The sequence below is a fragment of the Kineosporiaceae bacterium SCSIO 59966 genome (assembly GCA_020881835.1).
Lineage (GTDB): Bacteria > Actinomycetota > Actinomycetes > Actinomycetales > SCSIO-59966 > SCSIO-59966.
The window spans coordinates 2,159,670-2,183,426 of record CP052876.1 but is presented as its reverse complement, the minus strand read 5'-3'; the positions used below and the strand labels follow the sequence as shown (position 1 = coordinate 2,183,426).

At 72.7% G+C, this 23,757-nt stretch carries 21 protein-coding genes and 1 CRISPR repeat array (1 of these 22 cut by a window edge); of the genes, 5 read left to right on the top strand and 16 right to left on the bottom strand.

Features of this window, described 5'->3' with window-relative positions; translation table 11 throughout:
* A CRISPR array of direct repeats spans positions 1-934; the repeat unit is 28 nt; unit sequence GGATGACCCCCGCGTGGGCGGGGACGAC (it extends 7,696 nt beyond the left edge of the window).
* Positions 935-952: 18 nt separating this feature from the next.
* From cas2e to HJG43_10115, 9 genes are all read right to left on the bottom strand, one after another.
* The gene (gene cas2e, locus HJG43_10155) at positions 953-1,231 is read right to left on the bottom strand and encodes a type I-E CRISPR-associated endoribonuclease Cas2 (protein ID UER54841.1); all 279 of its coding nucleotides are present in this window, start codon (positions 1,229-1,231) and stop codon (positions 953-955) included.
* Positions 1,228-2,220: a type I-E CRISPR-associated endonuclease Cas1 gene (gene cas1e / locus HJG43_10150; protein UER54840.1), complete on the bottom strand. Its 993-nt coding sequence runs from the start codon at positions 2,218-2,220 to the stop codon at positions 1,228-1,230. Before cas1e ends, cas2e begins: the two co-directional genes overlap by 4 nt.
* A 1-nt stretch (position 2,221) precedes the next feature.
* Positions 2,222-2,950 carry a type I-E CRISPR-associated protein Cas6/Cse3/CasE gene (cas6e, locus tag HJG43_10145; protein UER54839.1) on the bottom strand — a complete coding sequence of 243 codons (729 nt, stop codon included), beginning with the start codon at positions 2,948-2,950 and terminating at the stop codon, positions 2,222-2,224.
* 6 nt (positions 2,951-2,956) lie between these two features.
* Positions 2,957-3,772 (bottom strand): type I-E CRISPR-associated protein Cas5/CasD, encoded by an 816-nt coding sequence (cas5e, locus tag HJG43_10140; protein UER54838.1) that lies wholly within the window; start codon positions 3,770-3,772, stop codon positions 2,957-2,959.
* Positions 3,772-4,908 (bottom strand): type I-E CRISPR-associated protein Cas7/Cse4/CasC, encoded by a 1,137-nt coding sequence (cas7e, locus tag HJG43_10135; GenBank protein ID UER54837.1) that lies wholly within the window; start codon positions 4,906-4,908, stop codon positions 3,772-3,774. The genes cas5e and cas7e overlap by 1 nt, the downstream gene beginning before the upstream one ends.
* A gap of 28 nt (positions 4,909-4,936) precedes the next feature.
* On the bottom strand, positions 4,937-5,548 hold the full coding sequence (gene casB, locus HJG43_10130; protein ID UER54836.1) for a type I-E CRISPR-associated protein Cse2/CasB: 612 nt from the start codon (positions 5,546-5,548) through the stop codon (positions 4,937-4,939).
* The gene (gene casA / locus HJG43_10125; protein ID UER53202.1) at positions 5,545-7,173 is read right to left on the bottom strand and encodes a type I-E CRISPR-associated protein Cse1/CasA; all 1,629 of its coding nucleotides are present in this window, start codon (positions 7,171-7,173) and stop codon (positions 5,545-5,547) included. The genes casB and casA overlap by 4 nt, the downstream gene beginning before the upstream one ends.
* Positions 7,170-9,941: a CRISPR-associated helicase Cas3' gene (cas3, locus tag HJG43_10120; GenBank protein UER55881.1), complete on the bottom strand. Its 2,772-nt coding sequence runs from the start codon at positions 9,939-9,941 to the stop codon at positions 7,170-7,172. The genes casA and cas3 overlap by 4 nt, the downstream gene beginning before the upstream one ends.
* A gap of 150 nt (positions 9,942-10,091) precedes the next feature.
* Positions 10,092-10,790, bottom strand: a complete 699-nt coding sequence (locus HJG43_10115; protein UER54835.1) for a FadR family transcriptional regulator — start codon at positions 10,788-10,790, stop codon at positions 10,092-10,094.
* A gap of 36 nt (positions 10,791-10,826) precedes the next feature.
* Between HJG43_10115 and HJG43_10110 the strand changes: the two genes are divergently transcribed.
* The 3 genes from HJG43_10110 to lysA are packed head-to-tail and all read left to right on the top strand — an operon-like array spanning position 10,827 to position 15,153.
* The gene (locus tag HJG43_10110) at positions 10,827-12,077 is read left to right on the top strand and encodes an MFS transporter (GenBank protein ID UER54834.1); all 1,251 of its coding nucleotides are present in this window, start codon (positions 10,827-10,829) and stop codon (positions 12,075-12,077) included.
* A complete protein-coding gene (locus HJG43_10105; protein UER54833.1) occupies positions 12,074-13,729 on the top strand; it encodes an arginine--tRNA ligase in 1,656 nt (551 codons plus the stop codon). The genes HJG43_10110 and HJG43_10105 overlap by 4 nt, the downstream gene beginning before the upstream one ends.
* A 2-nt stretch (positions 13,730-13,731) precedes the next feature.
* Positions 13,732-15,153: a diaminopimelate decarboxylase gene (lysA, locus tag HJG43_10100; protein ID UER54832.1), complete on the top strand. Its 1,422-nt coding sequence runs from the start codon at positions 13,732-13,734 to the stop codon at positions 15,151-15,153.
* Here lysA and HJG43_10095 read toward each other — a convergent pair.
* The 5 genes from HJG43_10095 to HJG43_10075 all read right to left on the bottom strand — a co-directional run bounded on the left by HJG43_10095 (position 15,098) and on the right by HJG43_10075 (position 20,170).
* Positions 15,098-15,691 carry a NifU family protein gene (locus HJG43_10095; GenBank protein ID UER55880.1) on the bottom strand — a complete coding sequence of 198 codons (594 nt, stop codon included), beginning with the start codon at positions 15,689-15,691 and terminating at the stop codon, positions 15,098-15,100. The genes lysA and HJG43_10095 overlap by 56 nt on opposite strands.
* On the bottom strand, positions 15,691-17,670 hold the full coding sequence (gene feoB, locus HJG43_10090; GenBank protein ID UER54831.1) for a ferrous iron transport protein B: 1,980 nt from the start codon (positions 17,668-17,670) through the stop codon (positions 15,691-15,693). The genes HJG43_10095 and feoB overlap by 1 nt, the downstream gene beginning before the upstream one ends.
* A complete protein-coding gene (locus HJG43_10085; protein ID UER54830.1) occupies positions 17,667-17,915 on the bottom strand; it encodes a ferrous iron transport protein A in 249 nt (82 codons plus the stop codon). The genes feoB and HJG43_10085 overlap by 4 nt, the downstream gene beginning before the upstream one ends.
* Positions 17,916-18,041: 126 nt before the next feature.
* Positions 18,042-19,280, bottom strand: a complete 1,239-nt coding sequence (fahA, locus tag HJG43_10080; protein UER54829.1) for a fumarylacetoacetase — start codon at positions 19,278-19,280, stop codon at positions 18,042-18,044.
* Positions 19,277-20,170 (bottom strand): hypothetical protein, encoded by an 894-nt coding sequence (locus HJG43_10075; protein UER54828.1) that lies wholly within the window; start codon positions 20,168-20,170, stop codon positions 19,277-19,279. Before HJG43_10075 ends, fahA begins: the two co-directional genes overlap by 4 nt.
* An 81-nt stretch (positions 20,171-20,251) precedes the next feature.
* Here HJG43_10075 and HJG43_10070 point away from each other — a divergent pair, with 81 nt between their 5' ends.
* Complete coding sequence (locus HJG43_10070) at positions 20,252-21,460, top strand: homogentisate 1,2-dioxygenase (GenBank protein UER54827.1); 1,209 nt, start codon at positions 20,252-20,254, stop codon at positions 21,458-21,460.
* 91 nt (positions 21,461-21,551) lie between these two features.
* Positions 21,552-21,701: a hypothetical protein gene (locus HJG43_10065; GenBank protein UER54826.1), complete on the top strand. Its 150-nt coding sequence runs from the start codon at positions 21,552-21,554 to the stop codon at positions 21,699-21,701.
* An 85-nt stretch (positions 21,702-21,786) separates the two neighbouring features.
* Here HJG43_10065 and HJG43_10060 read toward each other — a convergent pair whose 3' ends face one another.
* Both HJG43_10060 and HJG43_10055 read right to left on the bottom strand, forming a co-directional pair.
* The gene (locus tag HJG43_10060) at positions 21,787-22,380 is read right to left on the bottom strand and encodes an isochorismatase family protein (GenBank protein UER55879.1); all 594 of its coding nucleotides are present in this window, start codon (positions 22,378-22,380) and stop codon (positions 21,787-21,789) included.
* A gap of 54 nt (positions 22,381-22,434) precedes the next feature.
* Entirely contained in the window at positions 22,435-23,733 is a 1,299-nt protein-coding gene (locus HJG43_10055; GenBank protein UER54825.1) for a nicotinate phosphoribosyltransferase, read from the bottom strand.
* Between the last annotated feature and the right edge of the window lie 24 nt (positions 23,734-23,757).

Sequence of the window (23,757 nt, the reverse complement as noted above, 5' to 3'; positions counted from 1 at the left end):
CCGCGTGGGCGGGGACGACGTCAGGATCGCGGCGGTGATCTCCCCAGGTCGCGGATGACCCCCGCGTGGGCGGGGACGACGCGTGCTCGGAGCCGAGGAGTCTCGCGGTCCAGGGATGACCCCCGCGTGGGCGGGGACGACTCGATGCGGGCGCGGCGGACCTCGACCCGGTTGGGATGACCCCCGCGTGGGCGGGGACGACGAGCTCACCGAGTCAGAGATCAGAGATAGGGCCGGATGACCCCCGCGTGGGCGGGGACGACCAGCTCACGCGTCCGTGTGTTGACGTAGAGCACGGATGACCCCCGCGTGGGCGGGGACGACCGCGCCGGCGTGCGGTGACGCGTGGGAGCAGCTGGATGACCCCCGCGTGGGCGGGGACGACACCAGCTCGCCGTGGAGGTGCGCGGCGGCCGACGGATGACCCCCGCGTGGGCGGGGACGACACATGACCCACGAGTGGCAGGCGGTCTGAGGTGGGATGACCCCCGCGTGGGCGGGGACGACGTGCTACCCGACGCCGAAGCGTCGATGAACCGGGGATGACCCCCGCGTGGGCGGGGACGACGCCATGGCTGCGTACTTCCCTTCTGTCGGTGGGGGATGACCCCCGCGTGGGCGGGGACGACATCTCGGTGCGCCACGGCGACCAGTCAGCCCCCGGATGACCCCCGCGTGGGCGGGGACGACGCGATCCCGGTGTCACCCGGCACCCACGTGTACGGATGACCCCCGCGTGGGCGGGGACGACCCCGACAACGACGCCTCCTCCTGAAGCTGACGCGGATGACCCCCGCGTGGGCGGGGACGACCGGTTCGAGACGATGGGTCGCGTCGTCGGCGACGGATGACCCCCGCGTGGGCGGGGACGACAGTGGAGGCTGGTCAGCATCCTGCTGGACCAGCGGATGACCCCCGCGTGGGCGGGGACGACACTTGCTGACCAGGGACTTTACCGACGGGGACGAGCGCTGAGAATCAGTCCGTCATAGTCAACTGGGTGCCAACGGTCGCGGCCGGCGGTACGCACAGTCCAGCGCTGCTCGTTGCGGGCCGGTTCAATCATGATCACCTGACCATCCCCAATCCGGTCCGACAGCACCACCCACAACCGCTCCCTGACCCGCTGGCTGGGGTTGCCGACGAACACCCCAGCTGCCACCTCGACCAGCCACCTCGTGAGATGACCGCGCAGTCCCTCGGGCGCTGCCACGAGGATGACGACGGTCACCAGGGCACCGGAGGCTCGGGGACGTCGGGACCGGTGACTCCGATGAGGGAGTGGGAGTCCCATCCTTCGGCCAGTTCCCGAGCCCAGTTGACGCCGCCCGGGACGTTGCCATCGAACTCGTCCCACAGATGGTGCTCATCGGCCTCTTCTGGGTCGGCCTCCTCACCGAGCAGGAGCGACTTGACGTCCTGCACGATGCGCTTCATCAGATGGCCATCGGCTACGCGGTCCCGGAATGCGGTGCGAATGTCTCGCTCGTCGACGTGCCCCCGGGCGGCGAGGTCGAACGCGAGGGGGATGGTGTACTCCGCCTTGTACAGGTCTGCGACATCCAGCACGAACGACGTCGCACCACCGGTGTGCACAAAGCCCAGGGCGGGGCTCGCCCCGATGCCGACGATCGCCGCATGACAGATGCCGTAGAGGGCGCTGTGCCCGGCAGACAGCAGACGGTTCACGTCGTCGCCAGCGTCGAAGGGCTGCCCCGGCCGGTACTCCCTGCCGGTCCACGGCACTCCGGTCCGAGCGGAGTGTTCCCGGTACAGCCGTTTCACTCGAGCGCCTTCCCTGCCCCGCAGCTGTTGCATCGTGAGGCTGTCCACGTCCTCCCCGGGGAACCTCATGGCGTACATGCGGCGGGCGACAGCGAGCCGCTCCTTGGTTCGTGTCACCAGGTACGCCTGCCGCATCAGCAGTGCTGCGCCACGGCTCGGTCCCAAGCCGGCGGCATACATCCGGACGCCTCGTTCACCGACCCAGCAGATCGCGGTACCGGAGTCGGCGAGAAGACGTACGGCGCCGCTCGTGATCCGCGTCCCTGGACCGATCAGCACGGTTGCGACAAAGGCGGCTGGCACGCGTACCGTCCGCTCGCGATTGACCAGGACGACCGCGTTGTCGTCACGGTCGATGTGGCAGCGTTCGACGTACAGCGTGGACAGCCTGTCCTCGACCCGGTGCAGGTCCTGCGGGTTCGCCAGCCACCACATCTCAGACCTCCGCCCGCGACCTGGACGACACCGGAGCCAGCGTGATCAGACCACAGCCGTAGGCGCGAGCGGGGCCCACTCCCTCCGTGAGGCTCTGCCTGAGCAGGTCGACGTCGGCCACCCGAAGGCGGCCCTCGAAGGTGGCAGTGCTCAGGGTGACGCGGTGCCGCCCGTCGTCACCTCCCTTGGTGAAGGAGATCCTCTCGCGGCCCGTCAGCAGCACGTCTGGGAATCCCGACTCTGTCTCCGGAATGTCGAAGCCCCACGACGCAGTCCGTGAGAGAAACCAGGCGAGCTGGTGCGATGCGGTGCGGTGCGGGACGCGAACGCCGCGGGCCCCGGGCACGCTGAGTTGCTCGGCCTGCGCAGGCGAGGGCTTCGCCGGACGGCGAGTGGCACTGACCGGGTTGGCGCGCAAGCGAAACGCGAACTCCCGGCCACGCTCGACACGGTCCAGCAGTGGCTTGACGCTGCGCACCAAGGTCTGGGACTCCTCAGCCGACGGCCATCCGCCCTGCTCCACCACGTGTTCCCACGACGGCAGTGACCGTGTCAGGACGAGCAGCTGGAGTCGATGCGGGGACTCAGTCTCAAGCCGCCACAGGGGCCGTTCCTCGACGGGTTGTCCCGGCAGGCCGCCCAGAACGGCCGCATGTACCACCTGCGGGCTGCGCAGCATCCTCTGAGTGCCGGTCCGCAGCGGATTCAGCCAGATTCGAGACAGGTACATGCGACGTCACCACCCCAGCAACGAGAAGGGATCATGGGTCTCGGAGCTCGTCGCTCCCTCGATGCCCGACGGGACCCGTACCCAGCCCTGTCGAACGCGGCGGGAGCTGAAGGACCTGCGCAGCGGGTCGAAGGTCGCCGGTACGTCGACGCGGACGTCGTCCCCCATCGGGTCGTCGACGGTTACCGCAAGGTCGACATGCATCGGCGCGCTGCGCTCACGGCGCAGGCGCCGTCGCGTGCCGACGTTGGCCTGCCAGGGCACCTCGGACAGCGCCGCCCCGCAGCCGCCGGCCCACAGACCCTCCTGACCAGCTGATGCCGACGCCGGAGGAGGTGTGAGGACGAGTGGCTGGGTGGGGACGCAGGACCGTCGTCCGAGTGCGAGCGGAAACCGGGGACGTCGAAGGGCGTCGAGAAGCCCCTCCAGCAGGGCGGTCGCGCCGCTGACGGCGGCGACGAAGACGGCGTCCTGCAGGTAGAAGCGCTCGGTGACGTGGGTGGTCTTGGCGGGAGACGTGGGCTCTTGCTTGCCCTTGGCCGAGACCTTGGCCGACAGCAGAGGCCTGCCCCGGTAGTCACTCACCGTGTGGTAGTCCCTCAGCAGAGACCCCGGCTCATCGACACGGACGCCGAGCTTCAGGTCTAGGAGGTCCTCGATCGTGTCCTGGCGACGCCGTCCCTGTGCCGCGGCGAGCAGTCCGATGATCCCGCTCTTGGTCGGCTCAGGTCCCGTCGCGCGCCGATTGAACTGGCTTGCCGTCCCCCACGACTGGATTGGACCCGCCAGCCTCAACAGCAGACTGGCCTCGTCACCGGGCATCAGGACCCCTGCCCCGCAACGTGTCGACGCACGGCCGTGACGGTCTGGTCGACGACGGCCGGGAACGGCCGGGAGTCACCGAGCGCCTGACGGAGGGTGTCGTGGTCCCCTCCGGAGTATGTGGAGGCGACGTTCAACGGCGTGAGGCCCCACAGCGTTGAGGCCTGTGACATCTCCTCGGCCAGCCGCAGAGCGGACAGCTGAGCGATTCCGCGCTCGTCCGCGCGGACCGGCGCCTCGAATGCCGACACGAGGTTGACCGGCTGGTCGTCCCGCACGACGACGCTGACCAGGCTCGGGGTGGTGCGGTGGGCGAACGAGTTCTCGTGGCCCGTGGGCATCGAGGTGACAAAGGCGGAGACGAACACCCGCAGCGCTTCCATGGCAGCCTCGACGTCACCGCCCAGGTTGTCGATGAGCTGGTGGACCCCGACAGTGGCGAAGCGGTAGAGGGTGGCGGAGTTGAACTCGACCGTGCCGATCATTCCGGCGCCGGTGTCCTCCTTCGGGTTCTCGTCGTCCACCGCCGTGTAGTAGTCGAACTCGAGCTCCACCTGGTGCGTGGACAGGGCGTGAGCCACCTGTGTCGCCGCATCGACGTTGAGACCCGGCAGATCCGCCACCATGCGACCGAACAGGGCTACGTCGATCGGGTGGCCGGAGGACAGGATGTCCCGCACGGGCACGTCCTTGAGCGCATCCTTGAGCTGCTCGTCGTCCAGAGCAGCCAGGTCGTCGGCCCGATCGGCGACCTCGTCGACCAGCCGCTCCAGCTGAGGTCTACCGAAGAAGAGCAGGTAGGCCGTTTCTGCTGCCTTCCGACCGGGAGTGATCTTCAGGGGGCTCAGCAACGTGGTGGCGAGTCGGGTCGCGTGCTCCTCCGCCATTCCCGTCCGGGCGATCAGCCGGTCGGAGAGTAGCCCGGAGATCTTCTTGGTCCGTGTCGCCAGCCGCTCCGGGGGGACCTGCTCGGCGAAGGCCTTCCTCGCTGCCCGCTTCCATGCCTGCGAGGAGACACGGGCCCGTCGCACGCCGCCGTAGATGGCCTGTTTGGGGCTCCCGGCGTCGTCGCGGTTGAGGTTTGACGGTGGGACGGTCTGCAGCACGTGGATGTCGACGTACGTGCACGTGGTCATGGGGTCTCCCGTGGGTGAAGGGTCTCGGTCAGGAATCGGCAGAGGTCGGAGTTCCGCTCGTTGTTGTCGCCTCCGGGTGGGCAGCGAAGTAGGCGCTCCCCCATCGACGCCGGACGGTGGGGCGACGCTCCGGGAACTGCCAGTCGCGAAGGTCGCGGAACAGGAGGTCGTAGTCCAGTGGGCGGTCGATGACGCGCAGCTGGCTGATGAGCCCGCGCAGATGGGTGGCGGCCTCGGTGAGCGACGTGGCGGTAGCCGCGGCGGCGAAGCGCCGGTCCACCGCCTCGGCGCTGAACTTCCCATGGGTCCTGAGCGCGGCGAAGGCCTTCCCGACCCCGGCCTTCGGGCGGTGCATGGGCATCGACTCGGACTGCTGGTGGACGCCGTACAAGGTGAGGGCGTGGTGCTCCGCCAAGAGGTCCGCCGACACGTGACCGTCTGCACTCAGGGTGGTGTAGTAGGGCCACATCGCGGGAACGGTGCCCGCCTCTCGACCGATCCCCTGACGCAGAGCCGCCAGGTCGGCACCCGGGGGTCTCTCCTCGCGCCAGCCCCCGGTGTCGTCGACGAACCGGCGCCAGTACGGCGCGCGACGTGCTCCGGCCCGGCTTGCGGGGTGGGCTGTCGTGCTACTCGTCATCGTTGGGCTCCTCGGGGGGAAGTTGGCTCTGCCTGGGTCTGGTCGATCGGGTTCCCCAGCGTCTTGTTGATGGCGTCGCGGAACCGACGCTCTGCGGTGGCCAGACGCAGTGAGAGGCGTTCGGTGACCTGACGGCCGAGAAAGGCCGTGGGTGGAGCGGCGTCCAGGGCCGGCTCGACGGTGGCCAGCGCGAGGCGGCCAGCTGTCTGACGCCAGGCCAGGACGGCGTCGTCGGTGCGCTCTGGCTCCCGTTGCAGCCCCCTCAACAGGCGTCGCACGACGGGAGTCAGCTCCTGCACCAGCGTGTCGCCGAGTCGCTGGCTGCGGTCCCACGGGATCTTGTCAGCTCCGCAGGCGGCACGGATGTCGTCCCCCAGCCTGTTGGCGGCCTCCCGGAGTTCCTCGGCCTGACGGGTCACCTCGAGCAGCACGGCCCTGACGGAGTCGTCCGCGACGAGGGCCACGACGGGTAGTGGGATCTGGTCGACGATGACGTCCTCCACGACCGCCGACTGGTTGCCGTACTCGACCCCCACGGTGAGGACCTGCAGCGGGTAGTCAGGCGGTAGGTGATCCTCGGCTCTCAGATGGGAGATCTGTTGCAGCAGGAGCGGTGCCGTCACCTTGTCGTCGGTGGGGACCGAGGTGGCCAGAAGGCCCGCCAGGCCGCGCCACGCCGACCGTCCTGAGACGTGCCGGACCGGGCGAACCGAGGGCTGACCCGCTGCGGGGCGAGGATTCACGCGCCAGGCGGTGTGCGGCTCGACGTCGACCGGGATCTGGGTCAGCCGGTCGCCCGCAGCGACCACGACCCGGCGTACCACCACGGTGCCGTCACCCGTCGTCTCTGGTACGAGCCGGATTCGGCGGGACTGCCAGGTCAGCAGGTCCAGCAACCCGGTGGCCGGTCGTTGCTGCCATGCGGCGGTCGCGGGCTCGCGGCGCCACTGGGGCAGGTCGTCGGGCGCGAGGCCGTCGATGACGACGGGAGTGTTGAGCAGCAGGGTGTCGCGCAGTGTCGGCCCGATCGGAACGACGACTCCCAGCTGCCCGAGCGGCCCCGTCGGGTTGCCCGTGGTCTTGCCCGCCTTGGCCCTCGGGTCGCCCACCACCCCCGACTTGATGGCGGCGGTGTCCCAGCAGTGGCCGGACACCAGCGCCCGAACCGCCTCGGCCGGTGTCAACGACGGCGGGTCGGCCTCGGTACGCGCGGAGAACAGCGGCACGTTGTTGCCCGCGGCCACGGCAGGCAGGAGCAGGGACACGGGCTTGGTGTCGTCCCGTTCCGTGCGCAGTCCGGCGACCTGGGCGAACGGGGTCGTGTCGTGGAACAGGTCGAACCGGTGGGCGTGCCGGGCGAGGTAGGCCTCGATGCGCTCGCCGTCGAACGCGCCTTCCTCCCACCGCTGTGCCCATTCCTCGGCGGTCTGCGGGGCGCCGAAGGCGTCGAGGAGAACCGGCAGCAGGACCTGCCGCAGGACGGCGACGGCCTGCAGGGCGTCGTCGACGGCCAGCGTCCCGAGCTCGTGCGCCCGCTGCAGTGCCTCCAGCAAGGAGACATCTCGTCTCCTGCCCTCCTCCATCACCGGCACCCACGGCTCGTGGACAAGATCGAATCCGGTCAACGGCGTCCCTCCCGTTCGTGCAGCAGCCCCAGTTCTCGGTCGTAGCGCAGCGCGTACCCGCCAAGCCGCGCCGTGTACTCGGTGTTGAGCACGAGCGCACGGGCTCGGCCCAGCCACGGGTCCGCGGTCCATCCCGGCAGCGGCCTGAGCTCCGTCTGCGCAGCCGAGGTGAGCACTTTCACAGCAGGCAGCCGGATCGTCGCGGCAAGCACCGTCTGCAGCAGTGACGGGTCGCTGACAGCCTCTCCACCCGGCCCCAACGAGCGGCCGTCCAGCGTCAGGTAGCCGCCCTCATCCCGGCGCTGCACCAGCACGACCTCCACCGACGGCTCGCCGTCGCGGACGACCGCGGCGACTGCGTCGTCGTCGTCGAGAGGGGCGGTGGCTCGTGCGTGCAGCCCGTCCAACGTGTCCTTGCTCAGATCGGACGGCCCGCCGAGAAGGTAGCTCTGGGCGTTGTCAGCACGCCGTTCCTGCTCGGTGTCCCACTCCGCGCGCGCATCCGAACCGGCGTCCTGCCACGTCGACGGCCACTGCGGGTCCTCCCCGTAGCCGCGGCTGACGAGGTGCGGCACGTCGGCGGGCACCGACCAACCGGCACCCCCGTCCGCCCCCGTCACGAGGGCGGCTGCCCGCAGCAAGAGGTACCGCCCGTAGACCGCCTCACTACCCGGTGGCAGGTCGGGCGGGCCGGTCGCAGACCGGCGCATCCCGGCCACGACGACCTTCGGGTTCCGTACACGTACCGGCCTGGCAGCTGGTGGACGGTCGTGCCGGTGAAGCCGCCCTGCACGCTGCAGCAGCAGGTCGATGGGAGCCAGGTCGGTCACCAGGAGGTCCACGTCGACGTCGAAGGACTGCTCGGCCAGCTGTGTCGCGACCACCACGAGCCGTCTGGGCCGGCCAGGCCCGGAGGCTGCCACCGGCGGACCCAGCGCGTCGAGCAGTCGCTGGGTACGGTCTGCGCGCTCGCCCGCCGTGAGGCGAGCGTGCAGCAGCACCACGTCGTCTCCCAAGGCATCCCGCAGAGCCAGGTACGTCTGCTGTGCCCTTGCCACCGTGTTGCGAACGACGAGGACACAACCGCCGTCGGTGACGGCCTCGAGCACGAGCCTCGCCACGTCGTCCGGGCCGGCCATCGGCGCCTCGTCCAGGACCTGGACCTGGACGGTCATCGACGGGCGCCAGGGGGCGCTGACGGCGACGTCGAACGAGGCTCCCTCGCCGGTCACGCACACGGACGTCGCCCGTGGATAGCCAGTCGTGTGCGGCAGGCCCTCGACGCCGGTGTCCCGCCGACGGGTCGCCCCTTGCAGGTACGCGCGCACCAGGCGCGCGCGCAGATCCGGTGGCAGCGTGGCCGAGAGCAGCACCACGGGTACCTGCTGCTGAGCCAGCCAGCGCAGGGCCTCGAACAGGAACTGCGACATGTACACGTCGTAGGCGTGCACCTCGTCGAGCACGACGACTCGTCCTGCCAGCCCCGTGTGCCGCAGCATGACGTGTCGGGTTCGGGTGGCTGCGTGTAGCAGCTGGTCGACGGTCCCGACCGTGGCGGGGACCAGAAGTCCGCGTTTGCGGCCGAGAAACCACTCCGCCGGTGCCTGACCTGGCCGGTCGGTGGCGGGGACGGGAGCCGACGTCCCGTAGGAGTCGTCCATCCCGAAGTCGTCTACACCGCAGAAGCGGCCCTGGTCGAGCAGTGCCCGCCACTCGGGGTTGAACTGTCGTTTCCCGTGCAGCAGGGCCAGTGGCACGTCCGGGTCGACCGAGCGCAGCCAGGTGCGAACCCGGGTGAACATCGGGTCGCTGGTGGCCTGGGTGGGCATGCCGACGAAGACGCCGGTCGCACCGAAGCGTCGGGCGAGCACCTCGACCGCTGCCAGAGCGGCCTCGGTCTTCCCCTCGCCCATCGGTGCCTCGAGCAGCAGCAGCCCGGGCGCCTCCATCTGCTCGGCCAGCGCCACTGCGTCGGTTTGTGCGGCACGTGGTGGCTTGCCGAAGCGTCGTTCGAAGGTGCCAGGTCCGCTGCTGAGCCGGCTGACTTGCCATCCGCCGGTTAGCCCGAGGTGACGCCATGCTTCGTGCGCGCGGTGCCGGGAACGCTCCATCGACACGTCGTCCAGCTGGGCGATGCCCGGGAAGTGCTGGTCGTTGCTGGCGATCCAGTCAGCCATGATGACCGCTCCCACCAGGGCCAGCTGGACGCCGCGGGCGGGGGCCGATGAGGGTTCCGCGGACTTGAGGTCCAGCTCCAGTGCGCCGGCCACCCAGGCGACCAGGGCGTCTTGAGCCGCTGGCCAGCGTCCGGGACCCTGGGCACCTCGCTCCGGTGGTTCGCTCCACCGGCTCGCGTCCGGAACGACCCCGTGGTGACCGGCCACCAGGGGCAGTACCCACGACCTCGACTGTCGGCTCCATCCGGCCGACCGCAGGGCACGACGGAGCAGGTGTGCGCCGGCCAGCGTGTGGTGCCAGCGCCCGGCACCTGTTCGGGTGAGCGGCGGCCAGGTGAGCCCGCTGTCGCGCACGCGCTGCGCGAGCACCTCGTCCTTGGACTGGAAGGCCGGGGACGCCTTGCCGACGTCGTGCAGGCCGGCGACCAGGACGAACAGGTCCCGCCCCCGTCCGCCGCAGGACGCGTCGACCTGCTGGGTGAACGAGGGAGCCAGGTAACGGTCCCACAGGACCTCAGCAACGGCAGCGGTGTCGAGCAGGTGCGCCACGAGGAGGTGTGGCTCACCGCCCGCGTTCGACTTCCCCCACAGCACGGCGACGCCGGGTACGGCGCCGGTCTCCAGGCTTCCCCCGTCCACGATCGTCACCCTACGCAGGCCCACCGACACTCAGGGGGTCTCGAGCGGCTCAGGAGGCCTCGAGCGGCGCCGTCCGCGTTCTAAGAGACATCTGCGCGCCGGTCAGCACCCCTCGCCGAGGAGCTCGTCAATGAACCGCGCCGCCTCCAGGGCGGCGCGCTGGGGGTCGCCGTCGACGATCGCCGCGACGAGGTCGGCGTGGTCGTTGTCGGCGGTCCGCAGCCGCACGCCGACGTTGACCCGGACGTTCTCGGCGATCGCGTCGATGAGGTGGTCGTAGAGCTCGCTGAGCACCGGGTTGCGGGAGGCCCGGGCGATCGCCCGGTGCAGCGCGAGGTCGGCGGCGGCGACGTCGTCCAGGTCACCGGCCGTCCGCGCCGCCGTCCGGCGGGCGAGCAGCTCACGCAGCTCGGCGACGTCCGCGGCGGTGCGACGGGTGGCGGCCAGCCGCGCCGCGCCCACCTCCAGGGTGCGGCGGACCTCCAGGACGTCCCGGTTGCGCGCCTCGGCCACCCGGCGGCCCACGGCTACGGCGAGCTCGCTGTCGGCGACCACGTACGTGCCCGAGCCCTGGCGGCGTTCGAGCAGGCCCGCGTGCACGAGCGCCTGCACCGCCTCACGGACGGTGTTGCGGCCGGTGCCGGTCAGCTCGGCCAGCTCGGGCTCGGTCGGGATGCGGCTGCCCACTGGCCACCGTCCCGACCCGAGCTCCTCCCGGAGCACCTCGATCACCTGGTCGATCCGGCTGGCCCGCCGGGCATGCACCGGAGCGGCGTCGGCGTCCGCATCGTGACGCGTCATCGAGTCATCCTATGTTTCACCTCTACCATCCCCGTCGTGTCCCCGCGCCGATCGTCCCAGAGCACGGCCACCCGTGGGGGGCGGGTCACCGTCGCCCTCGGCGTGGTGCTCGTGGCGCTGAACCTGCGTCCGGCCGTCACCGCGGTCTCCCCGCTGCTCGCCGACGTGCGCTCCGACCTGGGCATGTCCGCCACGGCCGCCGGCCTGCTCGGCACCGTCCCGACGGTCGCGTTCGCCGCGTTCGGCGCCGCGGCCCCCGCGCTGGCCCGGCGCTGGGGACTGGAGCGGACCGCGTGGGCCGCCATGCTGCTCACCACCGCAGGTCTGCTGCTGCGGGCCGTCGCCCCCGGCACGGCGAGCTTTCTCGCGCTGTCGCTGCTGGCGCTCGGCGGGATGGGCGTCGGCAACGTCGTCCTGCCGCCGCTGGTGAAGCGCTACTTCCCCGACCGCGTCGGCGCCGTCACCGGCCTGTACGCCATGCTGCTCGCCGCCGGCACGGCGCTGCCGCCGCTGCTCGCCGTCCCGGTCGCCGACCTGGCGGGCTGGCGGGCCTCGGTGGCGACCTGGTCGCTGCTGTCCCTCGCGGCGGCCGTGCCCTGGCTGGTCACCGCGCACCGCGCCCGGCGCGACACCGCGGGCCTGCCCGCGGCCCCGCACGTACCGGCCGGCGCGCTGCTGCGCAGCCCGGTCGCCTGGGGACTGGCCGGCCTGCTGGGGATGACCTCCCTCAACACGTACGCGATGTTCGCCTGGCTGCCGACGTTGCTGCTCGACGCGGGACTCACCGCCGCCGAGGGCGGGACGATGCTCGCCCTGTTCGCCGCCGTCGGGATGCCGATGTCGCTGCTCGTGCCGTGGCTGACCTTCCGGATGCGCAACCCCTTCTGGCTGGTGCTCACCTTCCTCCTCGCCTACGCCGTCGGCTACCTCGGGCTGCTGCTGCGCCCCGCCGACCTCACCTGGCTGTGGGTCGTCGCCGCCGGGGCCGGCCCCGGTGCCTTCCCGATGGCGCTGGCGATGGTCAACCTGCGCTCGCGGACGACGCAGGGCTCCGCCGCGCTGTCCGGGTTCGCCCAGGGCGTCGGCTACACCGTCGCCGGGGCGGGGCCGTTCGTCGTCGGCTGGCTGCGGGACGTGACCGGCGGCTGGGGGGCGGCATTCGGCTTCCTCTCCGCCACACTCGTCGTCCAGGTCCTCGCCGGCTGGGTGATCAGCCGGCCGCGGGCGGTCGAGGACGACCTGCCGGCACCGGCCGTCGTCGTGCCCGCCACTACCCTGGACCGGTGACTCCCGAGGCCCTCGCCCGCGCCGTCCGCCAGTGCCTGCTCGACGCGGTCGCCGCCGGCGACCTCACCGTCGAGGTGCCGGACGACGTCCGGGTGGAGCGGCCCCGCAACCGGGAGCACGGCGACTGGGCCACGAACGTCGCGATGCAGCTCGGCAAGCGGGCCGGGATCCCCCCGCGGCAGCTGGCCGGAGTGATCGCGGCCCGGCTGGTGGAGGTGCCGGGTGTCAAGAGCGTGGACGTCGCCGGGCCGGGGTTCCTCAACATCGTCCTGGACGCCGCGGCCGCCGGGGAGCTGGCCCGCACCGTCGTCGAGGCGGGGGAGGCCTACGGGCGCAACGACGCGATGGCCGGCCGGGTGGTGAACCTCGAGTTCGTCTCGGCCAACCCGACCGGACCGATCCACCTCGGCGGCACCCGCTGGGCCGCGGTCGGGGACTCCCTGGCGCGCATCCTGCAGGCCTCCGGTGCCGACGTCACCCGCGAGTACTACTTCAACGACCACGGCGCGCAGATCGACCGGTTCGCGCGCTCCCTGCTCGCCCGGGCCCGCGGCCAGGCCGTCCCCGAGGACGGCTACGGCGGCGCCTACATCGACGACATCGCCCGCCGCGTCGTGCAGGCCGCGCCGAGCGACCCCACGACCCTGCCGGACGACGAGGCCCAGGAGTACTTCCGGGCCCACGGCGTCGAGCTGATGTTCGAGGAGATCAAGACGTCGCTGCGCGACTTCGGCGTCCAGTTCGACGTGTTCTTCCACGAGGACGACCTGCACTCCTCCGGCCAGGTCGAGGCGGTCGTCGAGGAGCTCAAGGCGAGCGGCAACCTCTACTACGCCGACGGCGCGTGGTGGCTGCGCTCCACCGACTTCGGCGACGACAAGGACCGGGTCGTGATCAAGTCGGACGGCTCCCCGGCGTACATCGCGGCGGACCTGGCCTACCTGCGCGACAAGCGGCGCCGCGGCTTCGACCTGTGCATCTACATGCTGGGCGCCGACCACCACGGCTACGTCGCCCGGCTCAAGGCCGCCGCCGCTGCGTTCGGCGACGACCCGGACGTCGTCGAGGTGCTCATCGGCCAGATGGTCAACCTCGTCTCCGGCGGCGTCCCGGTGCGGATGAGCAAGCGGGCCGGCACCGTCGTCACCATGGAGGACCTCGTCGACGTCGTCGGCGTGGACGCCGCCCGGTACGCCCTGACCCGCTCCTCGGTGGACTCGCCCATCGACGTCGACCTCGACCTGCTCGTGCGGCGCAGCAACGACAACCCGGTGTTCTACGTCCAGTACGCCCACGCCCGCACCGCAGGTGTCGGGCGCAACGCCCGCGACCTGGGCGTGCGGACCGAGGACGGCTTCGACCCCGGACTGCTCGACCACGAGACCGAGACCGAGCTGCTCGCCCGGCTCGGGGAGTTCCCGCGGGTCGTCGCCCAGGCGGCCGAGCTGCGCGAGCCGCACCGGGTCGCCCGGCACCTCGAGCAGCTCGCCTCCGCCTACCACAAGTGGTACGACGAGCGGCGGGTCACCCCGATGGGCGACGAGGAGGTCACCGACGTGCACCGCACCCGGCTCTGGCTGAACGAGGCCACCCGGACGGTCCTCGCCAACGGCCTGCGCCTGCTCGGGGTCGGCGCGCCGGAGCGGATGTAGCCGTGCGCGCCCACGAGGCCGGCGCCCTGCACGCCGAGGGCTACGGCGGGCCGGCCTGGCTGCCGGTGCCCCACGACGTCAACGCCCTGCTGCCGGGGCTGTGGTCGGCGGGCGTGCGCCGCTCGGACGGTGGTTCGCTCGTCGTCGCCGGCGTCGACGTCCACGAGCTCGCCGAGCGGTTCGGCACCCCGGCCTACGTCGTCGACGAGGACGACCTGCGTGCCCGCGCCCGGGCGTTCCGCGCCGCGTTCACCGAGGCGTTCGCCGAGCCGGCCGGGGGAGCGGACGTCTACTACGCGGGCAAGGCGTTCCTGTGCACGGCGATCGCCCGCTGGGTGGCCGAGGAGGGCCTGCACCTGGACGCCTCCACCGGGGGCGAGCTCGCGGTCGCGCTGCGCGCCGGTGTGCCGCCGCAGCGGATCGGGCTGCACGGGAACAACAAGTCCGACGAGGAGATCGAGACCGCCCTGCGCGCCGGGATCGGCCGCCTCGTGCTGGACTCCGCCGAGGAGGTCGGCCGGGTCGCCGACGCCGCCGACCGGCTCGGGCTCACCCGGCCGGTGCCGGTGCTCGTCCGGGTCACCGTCGGGGTCGAGGCCCACACCCACTCCTACATCGCCACCGCGCACGAGGACCAGAAGTTCGGCGTCCCGATGGACGACGCCCCGGCGGTCGTCGCGGACGCCCTGGCCCGCCCCCAGCTCGAGCTGCGCGGCCTGCACAGCCACATCGGGTCGCAGATCTTCGACACCGCCGGGTTCGAGGTCGCCGCCCAGCGGGTGCTGCGGCTGCACGCCGACATCGCCCGCCGCCACGGCGTCGAGCTGCCCGAGCTGGACCTCGGCGGGGGGTTCGGGATCCGGTACACCTCCCAGCACGACCCCCAGCCGGTCGAGGAGATCGCCGCCGGGATGGCCCGGGTCGTCCTCGCCGAGTGCCGGGCCCTCGGCGTCGCCGTGCCCCGGGTCTCGGTCGAGCCGGGCCGGGCGATCGCCGGGCCGAGCACGTTCACGCTCTACCGGGTCGGCACGGTCAAGGACGTCGAGCTCGACGGGGGGCTGCGGCGCCGCTACGTCGCGGTCGACGGCGGGATGAGCGACAACGTCCGCACCGCCCTGTACGACGCGGACTACTCGTGCTCGCTGGCCTCCCGGGCCTCGACCGCGCCGCCGGTGCTCTCCCGGGTGGTCGGCAAGCACTGCGAGAGCGGGGACATCGTCGTCAAGGACGAGTACCTGCCCGGCGACGTCCGGCGCGGCGACCTGCTCGCCGTCCCGGCGACCGGCGCCTACAGCCGCAGCCTCGCCAGCCAGTACAACCACGTCCCGCGCCCGCCCGTCGTCGCCGTCCGGGACGGCGAGGCGCGGGTCATCGTGCGGCGCGAGACGATCGAGGACATCCTCGCCCTGGACGTCGCGGGCTGACCTGCCGCACGGCGACCAGCGCCGGCCACCGCCGTCGCAGCAGCCCCTCGAACCGGGCGTGCAGGGTCACGGCCGCGGCGGGGCAGCCGGAGCAGGCCCCGCGCAGGGTCACCTCGACGACGCCGTCGCGGACGCCGACGATCTCGATGGCGCCGCCGTGCGTCGCCGCGTACGGGGCCACCTCGCCGGCCAGCACCTCGGTCGCGGTCCGGAGCAGCTCGGCGTCCGGCCCGGGCCCGACCGCCACCTCCGGTCCCTCGCCGGCCGGCGTGCCGTCGTCCGTCTCCCAGCCGTCCGCGGCCAGGCAGGCGTGCAGCGCCGTCCGGACCCGGGGGCCCGCCTCACGCCAGCTGCCGGTGGCCAGCGTCGTCCGCACACCCTCGCCGACGACCTCGGCGCGGGACAGCGTGCCGTCCTCCAGCAGGGTCTGCAGCGCCGCCGGAGCCCGCCGGACGACGCCCCGCCGGAGCCGGGCCGCCGCCGGCGTCACCCACGTCAGCGTGGCCGGGTCCGTGGTGGCCACGGGGTGCAGCGGGATCATCCCGTCACCGCGATCGTGATCCACCTGCCGGCGAGGGCGAGGGTCCAGCCGAGGGCGAACAGGTAGCCGAACGCCATGGCGGGCCACCTCCAGGAGCCGGTCTCGCGGCGCATGACGGCGAGGGTGGACATGCACTGCAGCGCGAACACGAACCAGATGAGCAACGCCACCACGGTCGGGGGGTCGAACACCGGTTCGCCGGCGCGGGGCCCGTCGTCGTGGACGAGCGACGCCAACGCGTCCGCGGGGTCGCTGGGGTCGGCGGCCACGACCTGACCCATCGTGGAGACGAACACCTCGCGGGCGGCCAGCGACCCCACCAGCCCGACGTCGATGCGCCAGTCGAAGCCGAGCGGGGCGAACACCGGCTCGATCGCCTTGCCCACGGTGGCGGCGTAGCTGTGCTCGAGCACGTAGGCGTCGGCGGCGACCGGGTCCATCCCGCTGGTGTCCCGGGCGGGGAAGCTCATCAGCGCCCACAGGATCACCGAGGCGGTGAGGATGACCGTGCCAGCCTTGCGGAGGAAGCCGCGGACGGACTCCCACATGGTCAGGGCGACGGTGCGGGCGGTGGGCAGCCGGTAGGGCGGCATCTCCATGTAGAACGGCAGCCCGTCGCTGCGCAGAGCGGTGGCCTTGAGCACCCCGGCCGCGACCATCGACGCCAGGCCGCCGAGCAGGTACAGCAGGAACAGCGTCAGCCCCTGCGCGGACACCGGTCCCCAGCGGGTGCTCGGGTCGACGAGCAGGCCGATGAGCACGACGTAGACCGGCAGCCGGGCCGAGCACGTCATCAGCGGCAGCGCGAGGATGGTCGCCAGGCGGTCCCGGGACGACGGGATCGTGCGGGTCGCCATGATCCCGGGCACCGCGCAGGCGAACCCCGACAGCATCGCGACGAACGAGCGTCCGTCCAGCCCGGAGACCGCCATCACCCGGTCCATGAGGAACGCGGCCCGGGACATGTAGCCGACCGTCTCGAGCAGGGACAGGACGAGGAACAGCAGCGCGATCTGCGGCAGGAACACGAGGACGGCGCCGACGCCGCCGATGACCGCCGTGCCGAGGAAGTCGGCCAGCAGCGGCGGCGAGACCGCTGCGGCGACCCGCTCACCGAGCCAGCCGAACGCCGCCTCGACCGCACCCTGCAGCGGGGCCGCGACCGTGAAGATGACCTGGAAGATGGTGAAGACGACGACGGCGAAGACGAGCACGCCCCAGACCGGGTGCAGCAGCACCCTGTCCACCGTGGCGCTGGGGGCGTGACGCCGCGGCGCGGACCACGACGTCGCCGCCAGGACGGACGCCGCCCAGGCCGCCGCCTCGTCGTCGTCCTCGGGTGGCAGCACGGGCGGCTGCGGCCAGGCGGCCGGGTCGTCGAGGAGCTCGCGCACGGCCCCGGTGCCACGGCCGCGGTGACCCTGCACGGGTACCACCGGGACGCCGAGGGCGGCGGCCAGCGCGCCGACGTCCAGGCGCCCGCCGCGGGCGGCCATCTCGTCGAGCATCGTCAGCACGACGGCGACCGGCCGGCCGAGCGCCATCGTCTGGGCCACCAGCGGCAGCGACCGGCGCAGCGTCGTGGCGTCCAGGACGACGAGGAACGCGTCGGGGGGACGAGTACCCGGTGCTCGGCCGGTGACGACGTCGACGACGACCTGCTCGTCGGGGCTGACCGGGGTGAGGCTGTAGGTGCCCGGAAGGTCCTCGATGGTGACGACGTCGCCACCGGCGGTGCGGGCGGTGCCCACCGTGCGGGTGACCGTCACCCCCGGGTAGTTGCCGGTGCGCGCCCGCAGGCCGGTGAGCCGGTTGAAGACGCTCGTCTTGCCGGCGTTGGGACTGCCCACCAGCGCGATGTCGAGGTGCCTCGTGCCCGTCGGGACGACGTCACTGGCCGGGGCGTCACTGGCCGGGGCGTCGCTGGCCGGGGCGTCGCTGGCCGGGGCGTGGCCGGCCGGGGCGCAGTGGCTCATGCGGCGAGGACGATGGCGCGCGCCTGCGCCGACCGCAGGCAGACGTCGTAGTCGCACACCCGGTACACGGTGGGGTCGCCCAGGGGCGCCGTCCGAGACCGCTCGACGACGGCGCCGGGGCGGAAGCCGAGGGCGCGCAGGCGCTGCGCCTGCGCGGGTGACAGCGAGGCGTCGATCTCGGCGATGCACCCGAGGCAGCCCGGGGGCAGGTCGGCGAGTGTGCGGGGTCCCGCCTGAGCGGCCATGCCACCCTCCTGTGAGGAAAGGATTACCTTCCTGCAGGGTAGGAGCCGGTCACCGGGCGAGGGGTGGGACCTAGGACCTCACTTCCGAGCCGCCGAGCAGCAGGGGTGGTTCAGCAGCAGGGGCCTTCAGCAGCGGGGCGGGAGGATGCGGCCGCGGACCTCGCCGAGGCCGACCCGGGTGCCCTCGGGGCCGGGCGCGGTCGCGGTGATGACGACCTCGTCGCCGTCCTCGAGAAACGTCCGCAGCGACCCGTCGGCCAGGCGCACGGGGTCCTGACCGCCCCAGCTGAGCTCGAGGAACGAGCCGCGCTGGTCCCGCTGGGGCCCCGACACGGTGCCGGAGGCGAACAGGTCCCCGGTCCGCAGGCTGGCGCCGTTGACGGTCAGGTGGGCCAGCTGCTGCGCCGCCGTCCAGTACATCGACGCGAACGGCGGGCGGGCGACGACGGTGCCGTTCCACACCACCTCGAGATCCAGGTCCAGGCCCCACGGCTGGTCCGGGTCGTCGCGCAGGTAGGGCAGCAGCTCGTGGGTGCGAGGCGGCGGCGGCACCCGCGCCGCCTCCAGCGCCTCCAGCGGGGTGACCCACGCCGAGACGGAGGTCGCGAACGACTTGCCGAGGAACGGCCCGAGCGGCACGTACTCCCAGGCCTGGATGTCGCGGGCGCTCCAGTCGTTGACGAGGACGACACCGAAGACGTGGTCGGGCAGCGCGGAGGCGGGCACCGGCTCGCCGAGCGGCGAGGGGGTGCCGACGACGAACCCGACCTCGGCCTCGATGTCCAGCCGGCGGGACGGCCCGAACTGCGGCTCGGGGGCGTCGGCGGGCTTGACCTGCCCGCACGGGCGCACGACGTCCGTGCCGGAGACGACCACCGTCCCGGCTCGACCGTGGTACCCCACGGGCAGCCGCTTCCAGTTCGGCAGCAGCGGCTCGGCGTCCGGCCGGAACAGCCGTCCGACGTTCGCCGCGTGGTGCTCGCTGGAGTAGAAGTCGACGTAGTCGGCGACGGTGAACGGCAGGTGCAGCCGGACGTCGGTCAGCGGGCGCAGGTGCTCGGAGGCCCCGGTCTGCGCGCCGGGGTCGGTGAGCACGTCGGTGACCCAGCGGCGCGCCGCCGCCCAGCCCTCCCGGCCGAGGGCGAGCAGCGCGTCCAGCGACGGGCCCGCGAGCGCCGCTCCGACGTCCGCGGGCAGTCCGTCGCCGGCCGGTGTCGCGGCCAGTGCCGCCAGGTCGAGGACGTGGTCCCCGATCCGCACGCCGGTCCGCCGCGGCCCGGCCCCGACGGAGAACACCCCGTAGGGCAGGGTCTGGACGCCGAACGGCGAACCGTGCGGGACCGGGGCCCAGGTCGTCACGCTCACGCGGGTACCTCCTGGAGGAGTCCGAGGCCGACGAGGTCGCCGACCGGGTCGGTCACGCCGCAGCAGCCGAAGGACGCGAAGGTCGCGCGGACGGCGGCGGCCTCGCCCGGGCCCATCGCGCGGACGGCGGTGACGAGCGGGTCGGCCTCGGTCTGCTCCAGCAGGTCCACGAGGTCCTCCGCCGTCGCCCCGCCGGTCGCGGCGTGCACGGCGCAGATGACGTTGAGGACGCCGTGGTGGTGGGCCCCCGTCGGGTCCGGACCCCGCAGCGCCGTGTGCAGGCCGGCGGTGAGCTTCACCGGGACGCCCACCGCCACCGCCTCGTGCACGAAGGCGGCGAGCTCGGCGGTGGAGGGGAACGCCTGCGCGCTGGTGCCACCGGTGCGCAGCTTGCCGCCGACCTCCGCGCCGGAGTCCGCGATGCGGCGCAGCGCGTCACGCCACCCGTCCTCGCGCTGGACCTCGACCCAGGCGCGCACGCCGCTAGGCAGCGTCTCGCGCAGCCGGGCGAGCAGCCCGGCGGCGGCCTCGCCCTGGTGGGTCCCGCGGGGCAGCGGGACCTCGATGGCGACGGGCTCGGCCCGTCCGCCGTCCGCCAGGTGCCGGACGGCGTCCAGGGCCCCGGCCAGCGGGTCCGCCGAGGTGGGGTCAGCGATCACCCCGACCCGGATCGGCGTCCGCGTCGCGAGCTCGGCGGCGGCCTGGAAGGCGTCGACGCCGGTGACCGGGACGAGGAACGGGCCGACGACGTCGGCGTACCAGGCGGCCCGGTGGTGCAGGTGCGCCGGGACCGCCTCCGGCATCGGCGCGGAGCCTGGCGGGAACACGGCGGCGTCGTCGACGAGGCCCCGGAACAGGGCGCGCGACGGTGCGGCGGTGGCCGTTGACATGTCCGCTGAGCCTAGCGCACTGTATCTCCACAGATACATGGACGTCCGCTCAGCGGACGCGCCTGGTCAGGGAGGATCGTCGTGGCGCACTACCAGCGGGTGGGGGAGGTGCCGCACAAGCGGCACACCCAGTTCCGTCGTCCGGACGGGGGCCTGTACTCCGAGGAGCTCATGGGGGAGGAGGGCTTCTCCAGCGACTCCTCCCTGCTCTACCACCGCGGTATCCCCTCGGCGATGGTCGACGCCCGCGTCTGGGACCTACCGGACCTGACGACCACCCCCAACCACCCGCTCAAGCCGCGGCACCTGCGGCTGCACGAGCTGTTCCCCGGCGAGAAGCCCGGTGAGGGCGTGGACGCCGTCCGTGGCCGGCGGCTCGTGCTGGGCAACAGCGACGTGCGGATCTCCTACGTCGTCGCCCGCGAGGCCAGTCCGTTGTACCGCAACGCGATCGGTGACGAGTGCGTCTACGTCGAGTCCGGCTCCGCGACGGTGGAGACGATGTTCGGCGTCCTCGAGGCCCGCCAGGGTGACTACGTCGTCCTGCCGCGCGCCACCGTGCACCGGTGGGTGCCCACCGGCGGGGACCCGCTGCGGCTGTACGCGATTGAGGCGAACAGCCACATCACCCCGCCCAAGCGGTACCTGTCGAGGTACGGGCAGTTCCTCGAGCACGCCCCGTACTGCGAGCGGGACCTCACCGCGCCGAGCGAGCCGCTGCTCGTCGAGGGCACCGACGTCGAGGTCTGGACCAAGCACCGCGGCAACGGCCCCTCCGGCGTGGTCGGCAGCGTCGTGGTCCACCCGGAGCACCCGTTCGACGTCGTCGGCTGGGACGGCTGCCTGTACCCGTACACGTTCAACGTCGAGGACTACGAGCCGATCACGGGCCGGGTCCACCAGCCGCCGCCGGTGCACCAGGTGTTCGAGGGCTGGAACTTCGTCGTGTGCAACTTCGTGCCCCGCAAGGTGGACTACCACCCGCTGGCGGTCCCGGTGCCCTACTACCACTCGAACGTCGACAGCGACGAGGTGATGTTCTACTGCGGCGGCGACTACGAGGCCCGTAAGGGGTCCGGTATCGGCCAGGGCTCGATCTCGCTGCACCCGGGCGGTCACAGCCACGGCCCGCAGCCCGGTGCGGTGGAGAAGGCGCTCGGCAAGGAGTACTTCGACGAGCTCGCCGTCATGGTCGACACGTTCAAGCCCCTGGAGCTCGGCGAGGGCGGCGTCGCCGTCGACGACGGCGCCTACGCCTGGTCCTGGTCGGGCCGAGGTCCGCAGGGCTGAGCGACGGTCGTCCACGGTCAAGGTGCGCAGGCCCGGAGCAGGTGGGACGCTCGCCGGCGTACGGGGCTGTCCAACTCTCCGGGAGGTAACCGTGTCGCTCTGGCTGCTGCTCATCATCGTCGGGGTCGTCCTGGCCGTCATCGGCTTCGCCGGCGTCGGCGAGATCCTCATCTGGCTCGGCGTCGCCGTCCTCGTCGTCGGGCTGATCCTCTCCTTCACCGGACGACGCGGTCGCGTCTGACGCGGTCGTCGGACGCACGAGGCGGCCGGTGGGAGCGTGTGCTCCCGCCGGCCGCCTCCGGCCAGAACGGTGGTGCGGCGGAGCGCTAGAGCGCCGCCGCACCACGAACGTCAGCCCCGGCGGCGCGCATCTCCTGGACGGCGCGCTCGCCGTCGCCGGGCGACACCTCGACGAACCGGGTGCCCTCCAGCGGCACGACGACGTCGTAGCCGAGCCGGCGACCGTCGAGCACGGTCTCCTTGACGCAGACGTCCCCGGCCAGCCCGACGACGACGATCCGCCGCACGTCCTGCTCGGCCAGGATGGACCCGAGCCGGGTCGCGGACGTCTCGCCCGAGACCGGGTCGCGCACCGAGAACCCCGAGTACCCGTCCTCGCCACCGGTGCCCTTGCGCACGACCGGGCCGTCGACGTCCAGGTCGGGGTGCAGCTCGGCCCCGGGGGTGTCCCGCACGCAGTGCACCGGCCACACGCCGCCGTCGGTGGCGAAGTGCGGTGTGTGCGGCGGGTGCCAGTCCTGGGTGTAGACGACGGGGGAGCCGGCCGCGCGCGCGGCGGCGACGTGCTCGTTGACCACCGGGACGACGTCCTCGCCACCGGCGACGTACAGGCTGCCGCTGGGGTCGGCGAAGTCGACCTGCACGTCGACGACGACGAGCGCCGTCCCGGGCCCGTACAGCCCGGCGGTGCCTGCGCTCTGAGCGGTCACGGTCTGCTCCTCACTGCTGCGTGCTCACTGTTGCGGGGCTGGGATCAGCGTCGTCGGGATCGCCGGCTCGCCGCGGGACAGCTTGATCCCGTCCCACGGGAGCGCCACCCGGGCGGTGCGGTGAAACTCCCGGGCGGCGCGCAGGTCGTGCCCGTCGTCGACCCGTGCCCCCTTGCGCACCAGGGGTACCTGCAGGTCCCGGTCACCGGGACGCGGCTCCGGACGGGCCTGGGAGCGCAGCACCTCCTCGGTGGAGGTGCCGCTGGGACGGTGGCGGCGCACGGCGACCTTGCGCCCACCCTGGGTCGCCTTGCTCAACGACCGTTTCGCCACCGGCCGGCCGTCGACCTCGACGAGCTTGTAGACCATCCCGGCCGTCGGCACGCCGGACCCGGTGACCACCGACGTGCCCGCACCGTAGGCGTCCACGGGCGCGGCGGCCAGCGCGGCGATCGCGTACTCGTCGAGGTCGCCGGACACGACGATGCGGGTCCGGTGCGCGCCGAGCTCGTCGAGCTGGGCCCGGGCCTGGTGGGCGACCACGGCGAGGTCGCCGGAGTCGATGCGGATGGCCCCGAGGTCGGGACCGGCCACCTCGACGGCGCGCCGGATGCCCTCGCGGGTGTCGTAGGTGTCCACGAGCAGGGTGGTCTGCGCGCCCTGGGCCCGGACCGCGGCACGGAACGCGTCGGTCTCGGAGTCGTGCAGCAGGACGAAGGAGTGCGCGACCGTTCCGGCGGTGGGGACGCCGTAGCGGGCCCCGGCGGCGAGGTTGGACGTCGAGGCGAACCCGGCCAGGTAGGCGGCCCGGGCGGCGGCGACCGCGGACTCCTCGTGGGTGCGCCGCGACCCCATCTCGATGACCGGGCGGTCGCCGGCGGCCACGACCATCCGGGCGGCTGCGGCGGCGACGGCGCTGTCGTGGTTGAGCACCGACAGCACGAGCGTCTCGAGCAGCGCGCACTCGGCGAACGTCCCGCTGACGGTCAGCACAGGTGAGCCGGGGTAGTAGACGTCTCCCTCCCGGTAGCCGTCGACGTCCCCGGTGAACCGGAAGTCGCGCAGCCAGCGGCAGGTGCGTTCGTCCACGACCCCCTGCGCCCGCAGGGCCTCGAGCTCGTCGTCGCCGAACCGGAAGTCCTCCAGCAGGTCGAGCAGCCGGCCGGTCCCCGCGACGACACCGAACCGGCGGGTGTCCGGCAGGCGCCGGGCGAAGGTCTCGAACACGCAGTGCCGCTCGGCGGTCCCCGCCTCCAGCGCCGCCTGCACCATCGTGAGCTCGTAGCGGTCGGTCAGCAGGGCGCTGCTGTGGTCCGTCGTCACGACGCCAATCTATTGTCGTGGGCG

Bases quoted from the DNA above. Each gene is read 5' to 3' on its own strand.
- casB (UER54836.1), bottom strand. From the start codon at position 5,548: ATGACGAGTAGCACGACAGCCCACCCCGCAAGCCGGGCCGGAGCACGT.
- cas1e (UER54840.1), bottom strand. From the start codon at position 2,220: ATGTGGTGGCTGGCGAACCCGCAGGACCTGCACCGGGTCGAGGACAGG.
- cas7e (UER54837.1), bottom strand. From the start codon at position 4,908: ATGACCACGTGCACGTACGTCGACATCCACGTGCTGCAGACCGTCCCA.
- cas5e (UER54838.1), bottom strand. From the start codon at position 3,772: ATGCCCGGTGACGAGGCCAGTCTGCTGTTGAGGCTGGCGGGTCCAATC.
- HJG43_10075 (UER54828.1), bottom strand. From the start codon at position 20,170: ATGTCAACGGCCACCGCCGCACCGTCGCGCGCCCTGTTCCGGGGCCTC.
- HJG43_10085 (UER54830.1), bottom strand. From the start codon at position 17,915: ATGGCCGCTCAGGCGGGACCCCGCACACTCGCCGACCTGCCCCCGGGC.
- cas6e (UER54839.1), bottom strand. From the start codon at position 2,950: ATGTACCTGTCTCGAATCTGGCTGAATCCGCTGCGGACCGGCACTCAG.
- HJG43_10115 (UER54835.1), bottom strand. From the start codon at position 10,790: ATGACGCGTCACGATGCGGACGCCGACGCCGCTCCGGTGCATGCCCGG.
- feoB (UER54831.1), bottom strand. From the start codon at position 17,670: ATGAGCCACTGCGCCCCGGCCGGCCACGCCCCGGCCAGCGACGCCCCG.